Source organism: Flavobacterium sp., from assembly GCF_049240005.1.
In the GTDB taxonomy this organism is placed as follows: domain Bacteria; phylum Bacteroidota; class Bacteroidia; order Flavobacteriales; family Flavobacteriaceae; genus Flavobacterium.
Map to the genome: position 1 here is coordinate 2,071 of NZ_JBMLTK010000048.1, position 13,954 is coordinate 16,024.

The 13,954-nt window shown below is 39.1% G+C and carries 8 protein-coding genes; all 8 read left to right on the top strand.

Annotation, left to right across the window (positions count from 1 at the left end):
- A partial coding sequence (locus ACOVQQ_RS04750; protein ID WP_421817175.1) for a DUF7507 domain-containing protein occupies positions 1-1,904 on the top strand: 1,904 nt, incomplete at its 5' end.
- 48 nt (positions 1,905-1,952) lie between these two features.
- On the top strand, positions 1,953-2,867 hold the full coding sequence (locus ACOVQQ_RS04755; RefSeq protein ID WP_421817176.1) for a type IX secretion system membrane protein PorP/SprF: 915 nt from the start codon (positions 1,953-1,955) through the stop codon (positions 2,865-2,867).
- Positions 2,800-4,830, top strand: coding sequence for an OmpA family protein (locus ACOVQQ_RS04760; protein WP_421817177.1), 2,031 nt, complete (start codon positions 2,800-2,802; stop codon positions 4,828-4,830). The genes ACOVQQ_RS04755 and ACOVQQ_RS04760 overlap by 68 nt, the downstream gene beginning before the upstream one ends.
- A 17-nt stretch (positions 4,831-4,847) precedes the next feature.
- Positions 4,848-6,776: an OmpA family protein gene (locus ACOVQQ_RS04765; protein ID WP_421817178.1), complete on the top strand. Its 1,929-nt coding sequence runs from the start codon at positions 4,848-4,850 to the stop codon at positions 6,774-6,776.
- A gap of 105 nt (positions 6,777-6,881) precedes the next feature.
- Positions 6,882-8,840 (top strand): peptidylprolyl isomerase, encoded by a 1,959-nt coding sequence (locus tag ACOVQQ_RS04770; protein WP_421817179.1) that lies wholly within the window; start codon positions 6,882-6,884, stop codon positions 8,838-8,840.
- A gap of 13 nt (positions 8,841-8,853) precedes the next feature.
- Positions 8,854-10,239: a peptidylprolyl isomerase gene (locus ACOVQQ_RS04775; RefSeq protein ID WP_421817180.1), complete on the top strand. Its 1,386-nt coding sequence runs from the start codon at positions 8,854-8,856 to the stop codon at positions 10,237-10,239.
- Positions 10,240-10,245: 6 nt separating this feature from the next.
- Positions 10,246-11,199, top strand: coding sequence for an AAA family ATPase (locus tag ACOVQQ_RS04780; RefSeq protein WP_421817181.1), 954 nt, complete (start codon positions 10,246-10,248; stop codon positions 11,197-11,199).
- 175 nt (positions 11,200-11,374) lie between these two features.
- A complete protein-coding gene (locus ACOVQQ_RS04785; RefSeq protein WP_421817182.1) occupies positions 11,375-13,642 on the top strand; it encodes an aconitate hydratase in 2,268 nt (755 codons plus the stop codon).
- Positions 13,643-13,954: the final 312 nt, after the last annotated feature.

Genomic DNA, 13,954 nt, shown 5'->3' on the forward strand with positions numbered 1-13,954 from the left:
CTGGCGGAGGTACTACAACCGATGTTTCAGATGATGGTATTACAGAAAATGGAAATGATAACCCAACGGTTACTCCATTAACACCAGCTCCGTCGATGACATTAGTTAAGACTTCAGTATTGAATACAACAGTTGTTGGAGATCCAGCAGTTGCGAACGTTGGAGATACAATTCAGTACTCGTTTGTTGTTACCAATACAGGTAATGTTACTTTGAGCAACGTTGTTATCAACGACGACACTCTATCTGCAACACCATTCACAGTGGGTACACTTGCAGTAGGTGCTTCTGTAACGATTACTACACCAGATGTTCCATTGTACATCTTGACTCAATCAGATTTAGATGCAGGTCAGGCTACAAACACAGCTACTGCTACAGGAACTACTCCTGGCGGAGGTACTACAACCGATGTTTCAGATGATGGTATTACAGAAAATGGAAACGATAACCCAACGGTTACTCCATTAACGCAAGTTCCATCTCTTACAATGTTGAAGACAGGATTGTTTAATGATAACAATTCCGATGGTGTTCCACAAGTAGGAGAGACTATTACTTATACATTCACAGTCACAAATACAGGAAATGTTACAGTAACTAACGTATTAGTAAATGACGCTTTGACTGGCACAGTTCTGGTTCCTGTTACGCCAACAGATCTATTGCCTGGTCAAATAGGAACATTGACTGTTAATTATCCAATCACTCAGGCTAATATTGATGCAGGTCAGGTTCTGAACTCAGCAAGTACTACAGGATCTATACCTGGAGGTGGAAACACTACAGATGTATCAGATGAAGGAAATCCAGATAATGGTAATGATAATCCAACAATTACTCCGCTAACAACTTCAAGATTATCGCTGATTAAAACAGCTGTTGTTGGAGGTGATGGAGTTGTGGGTGACGTTATTACGTACACGTTCACGGTTACAAATGTGGGAACTGCAACAATATCTAACATTGTGATTAACGACGCTCTAACAAATACAGTTAATCAAGCGTTAGTTCCAGCAACGTTGAATCCAGGAGAAGTAGGTACTTTAACTGCTACTTATGTAATTACTCAAACTGACGTTAATAACTGTCAAGTTGTGAATACAGCTACAGTAGTTGGTCAGAATCCAGCAGGTGTATTAATTACCGACGTATCCGATGACGGTGATAATACAAATGGTGATGACAACACTACAGTATCGACGCTTTGTACTATTAATAACGACATAGCTGTAGTTAAAACGGGAGTATTCAACGATTTGAATAACGACGGATTTGCCCAAGTAAACGAAACAATTACGTACACGTTTACAGTAACAAATACTGGAAATTCAATTCTTTATAATGCAGTTATAACTGATGACTTCTTGCCAGGACTTGTTTGGAACCTACCAACCCCTGTTACCATTCCTGAGCTACTTCCGGGCGAGTCATTCACTGGAATTCAAGCGGTTTACTATTTAACGCAAGAGGATTTGGATAGAGGTCAAGTAACTAACCAAGCTTCTGTTCGAGCTGTTGCTGCAAATGGTGAGATAGTAGAAGATATTTCAGATGATGACAGCAACAACTTCGATGATCCAACTGTAATAGTTCTCGATGGTTGTACAGTTAAAGTTTATAACTTAGTTTCACAGACAATTGCAGGTTACGAACATTTACATATTCAAGGTATAGAATGTTATCCAAATAATTCAGTGATGATATACAACCGTTGGGGAGTTTTAGTCTACGAAACAACAGGTTATAACAATGAAGACAAAGCCTTTAGAGGTATATCAGAAGGTCGAGTGACAGTTGATAAATCGACTGGATTGCCAGAGGGTACTTACTATTACATCTTGAAATATGTAAAAGAAGGTCAGCCAATCGAGAAAGCAGGATTCTTACATTTAACACGATAAACTATTTTCCGGGATCTCTCTCAGGGATCCCGGCCAAATACACAACAAATGAGAGCAAAAATTTGGATATTGTTAATGTTTAGCGCTTGTGCAACTTACGCGCAACAAGATGCTCAATACACGCAGTACATGTATAACACAGTGAATGTTAACCCAGCTTATGCGGGTTCGCGTGGTGTTTTAAGTATATTTGGATTACATAGAACGCAGTGGGTAGGTCTAGATGGGGCACCAACAACCAACAACGTTTCTGTTCATTCGCCTATCGCCAATTCTAAATTTGGAATTGGTCTGAGCGTTGTTAATGATAGAATTGGTATCTCCGATGAAAATACGGCATCTGTTGATGTTTCGTATTGGATTAAAACTTCTGAAGATTATAAATTATCTTTCGGTCTTAAAGCTTCTGCACACTTACTCAGCGTCGATTTTACAAGATTGACAGTTCTTCCAGGAGACAGCCCAAGCATTGGTCAAAACAATATTGATAACCGATTTACGCCAAATATTGGTGCTGGTATCTATCTACACAGTGACAAAACCTATGTAGGTTTATCTATACCGTTCATGCTTGAAACATTGCATTACGACGATAATTCCGCAAGTACAGCAAGCGAAAAAATGCATCTTTACTTTATAGCCGGACGCGTCTTTGATTTAAATCCAAATCTTAAATTTAAACCTGCTCTTCTTACTAAAGTGGTTAATGGAGCTCCTTTGCAAGTCGATTTGTCAGGTAACTTCCTTATTAATGAAAAATTTACTTTGGGTGTAGCTTATCGCTGGTCGGCGGCAATGAGTGCAATGGCAGGATTTCAAGTTAACGATTCATGGTTTGTTGGTTATGGGTATGATATGGAAACTACCAGGTTAGCAAATTACAATTCCGGCTCTCATGAAATCTTTTTACGTTTCGAGTTGTTTAAAAATTACGACAAAATTGTCTCGCCAAGATTCTTCTAATATGATGTCAAATAAAATTAAAGTCGTTCTAATCTTGTTGTTGTCTTGCCTAACAACAGGTGCTTCTTTTGCTCAAAAGAAAAGTCTTGAAAAGGCAGACAAGAAATATAACAGGTTTGCCTATGTGGATGCAATTGAAATTTTAGAAAAAGTAGCAAAAAAAGGTTATAAGGATGAAAAGATGTTTCTTAAACTTGGAAATGCCTATTTCTTTAACGCCGAATACGATAAGGCAGAAGCAGTATATCGGGAACTATTTGCCCTAAATTCAGAACAGAATGAACAAGTCATTTATAGATATGCACTTTCATTAAAGTCTGTTGGAAAATATGAAGAAGCCGATAAGTATCTTGAAAAATTCAATGCTATCGCTAGTGCTGATAAAAGAGCGTCTTTGTTTAACGATAATCGCGATTATCTAGAAGTTATTAAAATGAATTCTAAACGTTATTACGTAGAAGACGCAGGTATAAATTCGGTTTATTCTGATTACGGTTCTTCTATGAATGGCGACAAGTTAGTTTTTGCAACTGCTAGAGATACAGGAGGACTTTCCAAAAAGAAATTTAAGTGGAACAACAAGTATTTTACAAATCTGTTTTCTTCTGATGTTAAGGAAGACTTCGATGCGCCACTGGGAAATCCAAAACGTTATGGAAAGAAGTTAAATTCAAAATTCCATGAAGCTTCTGCTGTTTTTACCAAAGATGGCACAACAATGTATTTCACTAGAAATAACTACTTAAACGGCCAAATACGTAGGAATGATAACAAAGATGTCCTACTTAAAATTTACCGCGCTACATGGGTTAATGGTACTTGGTCTAATGTTATTGAACTGCCATTTGATAGTGATGAGTATTCATGTGCTCACCCCGCTTTATCTCCCGATGAAAAAACAATGTATTTTGCATCTGATATGCCAGGTAGTTTTGGAGCTTCAGACTTATATAAAGTTGCAATAAACCCAGATGGTAGCTTCGGAACCCCAGTCAATTTAGGTTCAAAAATCAATACTCCTGGAAGAGAAACCTTCCCGTTTGTTAGTACTGAGGGCGAATTATACTTCGCTTCAGATGGCCATCCTGGATTGGGCGGACTCGATATATTTGTTACCAAATTTAAAACCGATGGAACTTTTGGTAGCGTGCAAAATTTAGGAACGCCACTAAATAGCAGAAAAGACGATTTCGGATTTTATATGAATCCAGTGGGTAGAACCGGTTTTTTCACTAGTAACCGAGAAAGTGGTAAAGGATTCGACGATATATACAAATTTACAGAACTTAAAAAGTTAAATTGTGAGCAAGTGCTTGAAGGCATTCTTCGTGATGTAGATACAAACGAGCCTGTAGTGGATGCCCAGTTAACCCTGTTCTCAGCTGATATGGATAAAATCGCAACGATCACAACAAATAAAGAAGGATTTTATTCTTTTGGAACAGTTGATTGCGATACAAAACTCTTTGTCAGAGCTGACAAAGTAGATTACGAAACCACTGAGATTCCTATCAACACGCCGAAACTTACAGGTAATACATATATTCCCTTAACACTTAAAAAGCGTCTTGTTAAAATAGAACAAGGAACCGACTTAGCAGAACGCGATGTTTTAGATATTCCGACTATTTACTTCGATCTTGATAAATCATTCATACGAAAAGACGCGGCATTTGAGCTTGAAAAAGTACTCGCTGTCATGAATCAATATCCAAAAATGAAAATTGATGTGCGGTCACATACAGACAGCCGTCAAACGAAAGAATACAATCAAAGACTTTCTGAACGACGAGCAAAATCTACAATAGCATGGTTGGTTAGAAACGGAATTTCTCCTGATCGAATTACTGGTCGAGGATATGGAGAAACGCAACTAGTTAACAGATGTGCCGACGGCGTCAAATGTTCCGAAGCTGAACATCAAATGAACAGAAGATCACAATTTATTGTTGTTGAATTCTAAATTAAGCGACCGGAATAATGAAGCTCAAGGTAGTCATAAGTTTCCTTTTTTTATCCTGCTTCTGTCTAGCGCAGGAAAAAGAAGTTGCTCAAGCTACTCAGCAGTTCAATGATTTTGCTTATTTCGATGCAATAAAAATCTACGAACGCGTCGCAGCAAGTGGATATAAATCGAAAGAACTTTTCCAAAAGTTAGGTAATGCTTATTATTTCAGCGCCGATTACGAAAATGCAGCTAAAGCTTACAAAGAACTTTTTGCATTAACCGATGATCAGCATCCTGAATATTTCTATCGTTATGCACAAGCACTTAAATCCATTGAAGACTACGACTTATCAAAAGTCTATATGGATAAGTTTGCAGCATTCAATATCGGAGATAAAAGAGCAAATGTCTATCTAAAAAAAAACGATTACCTAAAAGCAATAAAACAGAATTCCGGAAGATATAACATCAAAATCTCCGAGTTTAATTCGCCTTATTCAGATTATGGTGGGGCTTTTCTTGGAAATAAACTAGTTTTTACCACTACAAGAGACACCGGCGGTGCCTTTAAATCTAAAATGAAGTGGACAAACGGAGCCTTTTCTAATTTTTATCAGGTGTCGTTCGACAATGATGGATCTGCAAATAAAGCCGAACGATTTAATTCAAAAGTGAATTCGGTTTTAAACGAATCGAGCGCAGTTTTTACCGCCGATGGAAAAACGATGTATTTTACCCGAAACAATTATTTGAACGGCAAAAGACACAAAAATAATCGAGAGCAGGTTTTATTGAAAATATACAAAGCAACTCTTGATGATGGAAAGTGGGGAGATGTTGAAGAACTTCCTTTTAATAGCGATGAATTCTCTACTGCTCACCCAGCTTTAAGTCTCGACGAGAAATACTTATACTTCGCCTCAGATCGTCCCGGTGGAGCAGGAAAGTCGGACCTGTATGTAGTCGAAATAAAAAAAGATGGTACTTTCGGAGAAGTTCAAACACTTGGTCCAGAAATAAATACGGAATCCCGAGAAACATTTCCATTTGTTACTGGCGATAATACACTATATTTTGCTAGTGACGGTCATCCCGGTCTCGGTGGAACAGATGTATTTGCCACAAAATTAAAAAGTCCGACAACTACAGAGGAAATTCAAAATGTTGGCGAACCTGTCAATTCTCCTTTCGATGATTTTGCTTTTATTATTGACGATAAATACAAGAATGGTTTTTTTACATCGAATCGTCCCTCAGAATTTGGAGATGACGATATATATCAATTAACGGAAATTAAGCCTCTAGAGTGTAAGCAAAAAGTGGTAGGTGTTGTAGTAGATGAAAAAACACAGCAACCGCTTCCAAACGCACAGGTTATTTTATTGGACAAGAATTTGCAACGCATAGACGAAATGTACGCAAATGATAAGGGAGGATTTAGTTTTGAGCTTAATTGTAAAAGCGTGTACACGTTGCGAGCTAATAAACAATCCTACGAAACCAATGAAGTTCTTGTCAAAACACCTGATTTCTCTGGAGATGTTTCAGCTAAAATCGCGCTCTCACAAAAAACACCTCGTTTCCAAAAAGGAGAAGATATCGCTCCAAAAGTAGGTATCAAAATGATTTATTTCGATCTGGATAAATCATTTATACGTCCCGATGCTGCAGTAGAGCTTGAAAAAATTAGACAAGTTTTGATAGAATATCCTAATATGAAAATAGATATTCGAAGCCATACCGATTGCCGAGCCACAGCTGCTTACAATGAAAAATTGTCTGATCGACGTGCACAATCAACTCGACAGTGGCTAATAGATAATGGTATCGATGCAAGCCGACTTTCAGCGAGAGGATACGGTGAATCTCAACCAATTAACAAGTGTGTCGATGGTGTTAAATGTTCGGAAGAAGAGCATCAGGCTAACCGACGATCACAGTTTATTATTCTCTCCCTATAATTTTCCCTTAAAAAATTTGTTAATACTGAGCTTTAGGCATCGGTAGCACAATCGAATTGTTAAATTTGCGTGCTTCACTAAACATATTTTCGAAATATTGTATCTATGAAAATTAAATGGCTTTTATTCTGCCTGTTTTTATTGCGTATCCCTGCAGGTTTTGCACAAAACATTACAAAAGAAGTTTTGTTTACTGTGGATGGTGAACCTTTTTACACCGATGAGTTTGCACGCGTTTACAAAAAGAATATTGATCTAGTTAAAGATGAGAGTCAGAAAGACCTAAACCAGTATTTAGATTTATATATCGGCTACAAACTAAAAATCATAAAAGCTAATAAGTTAGGTTTGCAAAACGGGACTGCCTACCAAAACGAATTGAAGTCTTACAGATCGCAATTGGCGAAAAATTACCTTACAGATACTAAGGTTACCGAAGAACTTGTCGCCGAAGCCTATGAGCGTTCGAAGTTTGAAATTAAAGCCGCCCATATCTTAATATCATGCGATGAAAATGCGTCGCCGGCAGACACGCTCAAAGCATTTAACAAAATTTCAGAAATCCGTAATCGCATAACTAAAGGTGAAGATTTCGGAAAAATAGCGAAAGAGTTTTCGGAAGATCCCTCAGCAAAAGAAAACTCCGGAGATTTGGGCTTCTTTTCTGTTTTTAGAATGGTATATCCCTTCGAATCTGGAGCATATAAAACTGCTGTCGGTAAAATTTCGAATCCTGTTAGAACCCGTTTTGGATATCATATCATTAAAGTTTTAGAAAAACGAGCTAATCGTGGCGAGGTTAACGTAGCACATATCATGATCGCTAAGCCAGGAAATACTGATGGCGATGCAAAAGCCAAGGATAAAATAGGCGAAATCTATCAAAAATTGCAGCAAGGGGAGAAGTTTGAAACTCTAGCAGAAATGTATTCTGAAGATCAATCAACCGCGAAAAAAGGTGGAGTCTTAAACAAGTTTGCTTCTGGCGATTTAACTTCTGAAGAATTCGAAGATGTTGCCTTTAGCTTGTCTGCAGAAAAAGCAATTAGCGAACCTTTTGAAACTGAATTCGGTTGGCACATAGTGAAGTTTTTGCAAAGATTCCCGATGAAACCTTTTCAGGAGGTAAAAAGCGACTTGGAGTCACGAATCAAAAAGGACGAAAGATCTCGAAAAATTACAAATAGCCTGGTTGAAAAACTAACTGCAAAATATAGTCCTAAAACGGATCAAAAGACCTACAAAGCCGTAGAAAAAATCTTTGACGACTCTTTTTATAAAGGCGAATGGAAGCTGTCGGCAGATACGAAGGCTTTCGAAAAAACGATCTATACTGTAGACAAGCAGCAATATAAAGCAATAGATTTTATTCAATACGTAGAAAAACGACAAAAGGCAGCTCCCGATGTTAAGCCTATTGCGAAGCTCGTAGAAAATCTATACCAGTCATTTACCGCAGAAAAGCTCCAAGAGTATTACAATAATAACTTGGAAAACGAGTTTTCTGAATTCGCAGATATTATGACAGAATATAGAGATGGCTTACTTCTTTTTGATTTAATGGAGAAAGAAATCTGGCAGAAAGCAAAAACCGACACCATTGGTTTGCAGAATTTTTATAACAGCAACAAATCCGCTTACCGTTGGAAAAAAAGATTTGAAGGTATTATAGCATCAAGTGTAACTAAAGATTTAGTAACGAAAACCAAGAAAGCACTTAAGAATAAAACTGCAATTGCAGACATCAAAAAGGAACTAAACAAAGACGGAAAATCAGTCATGATTACAGAAGGTACTTTTGATGAAAACAGCGATGCATACCCAGCAACACTTGCCTGGAAAGAAGGTCTTAGTGAGGTGCTTCAGAAAGGAGATTACTTCTACGTGATTGAAATAAAGAAAATACTACCCGCTGCCGACAAAACTTTCGAGGAGGCAAAAGGAAAAATCATCAACGATTATCAGCAATATCTCGAAAGTAACTGGGTAACAAACCTTAAAAAAGATTTTAAAATCGACGTAAATCAGGCCGCTTTCGAACGAGTGAAAGCCGCTTTGAAATAGTAAACATTCACTTATGGAAAAACGCTTTTATGCGCTCTTGTTGGTATTTCTTTCCACAACCTTATTTGCACAGGAAATTATAAAGGATACCGTTAAACCGATTCAGATCCCGAAATCTAAACAGAAAATCGACGGAATTGTCGCTACAGTTGGGGATTACTTAGTTCTAGATTCCGATATCGATAAAAGCTTCTTGGAACTCACAAGTACCCGAAACTCAATCGATGGGATTACACGTTGCCAGATGATCGGCAAGCTCCTCGAAGAACGCCTTTACGCGCACCAAGCCGTTCAAGACAGTATTGTTGTAAGCGATGCGGAAATTAATGGTACATTAGAAGAAAAGTTGTCTGTAATGATCGAGCAAATCGGCAGCATGGACAAATTGGTAAAATTCTTCAAGAAAAACTCCGAAGAAGAACTTCGATCTACATTTTTTGACGTTTTAAAGATGAGCCGACTCGCTTCTGAAATGCAGAAAAAAATTGTTGAAAAAGTTGAAATTACACCGGAAGAGGTTCGAAATTACTTTAAATCAATACCGAAAGCTGATTTACCCGTTTTCGGCGATGAAGTCGAAGTAGCACAAATAGTCATCAAGCCAAAAATCTCCGATGAAGAAAAGCAAAAGGTAATCGATAAACTCAAAGAACTCAAGCGAGACGTAATTAACGGAAGTAGTTTCTTTTCGAAAGCCGTTTTATATTCACAAGATCCCGGTTCCAAATCGAACGGTGGATACTACAAAATGAATCGGAAAACGCCTTTTGTTAAGGAATTTAAAGACGTAGCTTTTAGTTTGAACGAGGGCGAAATTTCCGAACCTTTTGAAACCGAATTTGGTTATCACATTATTCTTGTCGAAAAAATCAGAGGCCAAGAAGTCGATTTGCGTCACATCCTACTTATCCCTAAAGTTTCCGATGAAGCCCTCAAAGAAGCCAAGGACGAGATTACTGAAATTCGAAAACGCATTTTGGCGGGAGATATAGCATTTGGCGATGCTGCAAGAGCCTCTTCCGATGAAAAAGAAACCAAGAATAACGGCGGACAACTTGTAAACCCTAGAACACTCGATACCCGTTTCGATCTTACAAAAATGGATCCGTCATTGTACTCGCAAGTGTCAAATCTTAAGCAAGGCGAAATTTCAGTACCGTTTCTAGATACCGATCAAACGCAAAAGAAAATGTACAAAATCATTACGGTTACCAATCGAATTCCTTCGCATACCGCCGATTATGCACAAGATTTCCTCAAAATCAAAGATTTAGCTTTGAAAGAAAAACAATTTAAAGCCATCGCTAAATGGACCAATGAGAAAATCAAAGAAACATTCATAAAAATTAATGGAGAATACCGCGATTGTCTTTTTGAAAGCAATTGGTTAAAAAAATAATTCAAAATGTCAGACGTAGCAGCAGTTCAAAGCCTTGTTCAAAAACGACTTGCATTGAAGTCCGAGATCGCAAAAGTGATTGTAGGACAAGACGAAGTAGTCGATCAGATTTTACTCAGTATCTTTTCCGGTGGCCATGCTTTATTGGTTGGCGTTCCGGGTTTGGCGAAAACGCTCATGGTAAATACCATCGCACAAAGTTTGGGATTGCAGTTTAAGCGTATTCAATTTACGCCGGATTTAATGCCTTCCGATATTTTAGGAAGCGAAATTCTAGACGAAAATCGAACGTTTAAATTTATTAAAGGGCCTGTTTTTTCTAATATCATTCTTGCCGACGAGATTAACCGTACTCCTCCTAAAACACAAGCCGCCTTGCTAGAAGCTATGCAAGAGCGCGCGGTTACCATTGCCGGTCACAACTACAAACTCGATTTGCCGTATTTTGTTTTAGCAACACAAAACCCAATAGAGCAGGAAGGAACTTATCCTTTGCCAGAAGCACAGCTCGATCGTTTTATGTTTTCAATTAAGCTTGATTATCCAAGTTTTGAAGAAGAAGTTGCTGTCGTAAAAAATACCACTTCGGATTACAAGCCACAAATTCAAGCGTTATTTACTGCAGAAGAAATAATTTCTTACCAAGAACTTATTCGCCGTGTTCCGGTTGCAGATAATGTTATTGAATACGCGGTGCGTTTAGTTTCAAAAACACGACCAAATTCGATAAACGCATCAGATTTTATCAAAAACTACATCGATTGGGGAGCTGGACCTCGTGCTTCACAGAACCTCATTCTAGCAGCTAAAGCCCATGCGTTATTTAACGGAAAATTTTCGCCAGATGCAGAAGATGTTAAAGCCGTTGCAGTAGGAATCTTGCGTCATCGTGTTGTTAAAAATTATAAAGCAGATGCTGAAAATATTACTATTGAAGCGATAATCGAAAAGCTATTTTAAGACCGATTATTGCTAATTTCGGATTTTAAACGCTCGTTTTTAATAATTTTAGAGACGAGCGTTTTTTATTTGATAAATCCTCAAAAGTTGTTTAGAATCAAACGGTATTAGCTTTCGCCGAACAACAACTACCAACGTTTTCGTAAATTTGCACCGCAAACAAATAAGTAAAATCATGGCTTTTGATATTGAAATGATTAAAAAGGTTTACGCAACCATGCCAGAGCGCGTAAACAAGGCGCGCGAATTGGTGGGAAGACCTTTAACGCTAACCGAAAAAATATTATACAACCACCTTTGGGAAGGTAATCCGACGCAGGTTTTTTCTCGTGGAAAAGACTACGTAGATTTTGCTCCAGACCGCGTAGCTTGTCAGGATGCAACAGCCCAAATGGCGCTACTTCAGTTTATGCATGCCGGTAAATCAAAAGTTGCCGTACCAACAACGGTACATTGCGACCACTTGATCCAAGCGAAAGTTGATGCAGCAACCGATTTAGCTCGCGCGAAACAACAGTCGAGCGAAGTTTTCGATTTCCTTTCATCGGTATCAAATAAATACGGAATTGGATTTTGGAAACCAGGTGCAGGAATTATTCACCAAGTAGTATTAGAAAACTATGCATTTCCAGGAGGTATGATGATCGGAACCGATTCACACACAGTAAATGCTGGCGGATTGGGAATGATTGCCATTGGAGTAGGAGGTGCCGATGCCGTAGACGTTATGTCGGGAATGGCTTGGGAATTGAAGTTCCCAAAACTTATCGGTGTAAAACTTACAGGTAAATTATCGGGTTGGACAGCACCAAAAGACGTAATTCTGAAAGTGGCTGGAATCCTTACTGTAAAAGGAGGAACTGGCGCTGTAGTTGAATATTTCGGCGAAGGTGCTACCGCAATGTCTTGTACCGGTAAAGGAACCATTTGTAACATGGGTGCTGAAATCGGCGCTACAACGTCAACTTTTGGATATGATGAGTCGATGGCGCGCTACTTGCGTTCGACAAATCGTGCCGATGTTGCCGATGCTGCCGACGCGATTGCACCTTATTTAACGGGTGATCCAGAAGTATACGCAAATCCAGAACAGTATTTCGATCAAGTAATCGAAATCAATTTATCGGAATTGGAGCCCCATTTGAACGGTCCGTTTACACCAGATTTAGCTACACCTATTTCAAAAATGCGTGAAGAAGCTATCAAAAATAACTGGCCACTTCGCGTAGAAATAGGATTGATAGGATCTTGTACCAACTCGTCGTACGAAGATATTTCTCGTGCAGCGTCGCTTGCTAAGCAAGTTGCCGATAAAAAATTGAAGACCAAAGCTGCTTTTACCATTACTCCAGGTTCGGAAGTTGTTCGTTCGACTATTGAAAGAGATGGTTTCATTGACACCTTCAACCAAATTGGTGCTACTGTGTTTGCAAATGCTTGCGGTCCGTGTATCGGAATGTGGGATCGTGAAGGTGCAGAAAAAGAAGAGCGCAACACGATTGTACACTCGTTCAACAGAAACTTTTCGAAACGTGCCGACGGTAATCCAAACACCTTAGCTTTCGTTGGTTCTCCAGAGCTTGTTACCGCTTTAGCGATTGCGGGAGACCTCGGATTTAACCCAATCACCGATACATTAATTAATGAAGATGGCGAAGAGGTTAAATTAGATGAACCAACTGGAAATGAGTTGCCAGCAAAAGGTTTTTATGCTGAAGATCCAGGATACCAAGCGCCGGCCGAAGACGGAAGTGGCGTTACAGTAGCTGTGAGTCCGACGAGCGAGCGTTTACAGCTTTTAGCTCCGTTTGAACCTTGGGACGGAAACAATATTACTGGTGCTAAATTGCTGATTAAAGCTTTCGGAAAGTGTACTACTGATCACATATCGATGGCAGGTCCGTGGTTGCGATTCCGTGGTCACCTTGACAACATTTCAAACAATATGCTTATTGGCGCGATTAACGCCTTCAACCAAAAAGCTAATGCGGTTAAGAATCAGCTTACAGGAGCGTACGATGCGGTACCGGCCGTACAACGCGCTTATAAAGCTGCTGGAATACCGTCGATTGTAGTTGGCGATCACAACTACGGCGAAGGATCGTCTCGTGAGCATGCTGCCATGGAGCCGCGTTTCTTAGGTGTAAAAGCCGTTTTGGTGAAGTCGTTTGCACGTATTCACGAAACTAACTTGAAAAAGCAAGGTATGTTAGCACTTACGTTTGCCAATGAAGCAGATTACGATAAAATTCGTGAAAACGACACGATTAATTTCAAAGATTTAACGTCGTTTGCACCGGGTGTACCACTTACGTTAGAATTTATTCACGATGATGGTACTACGGATATCATTCTGGCAAATCATACGTACAATGAAGGTCAAATTGCTTGGTTTAAAGCAGGTTCAGCATTGAATTTGATTGCTGCTGCCGGAGCTGCATAAATCCTTTTGTACATTTTTATAAAGTCTGCCCAGCTCAAAAAGTTGGGCAGATTTTTTTTGGCTTGGAGTTAGAATTAAAAGAAAGAAATCCTTCCGCTTTTTTCGATACTTGTGCCGAACTCACGTTAGTTAATCGTTTTTTGGTAACGATTTTCCGCGTAAGCGACGACAGCGGAAAGCTTGTGCGAAAAGGGCTTAGCGATTGCGGTTTGGTGCGGCGACCAGCGGAAGCCCGCGCCAAAGCTTGCAAACGCTTAGCTCGTTTGGTGCCACTTGCAGCGAACGGCGCGACCCCGCCCAGCGATACATTTT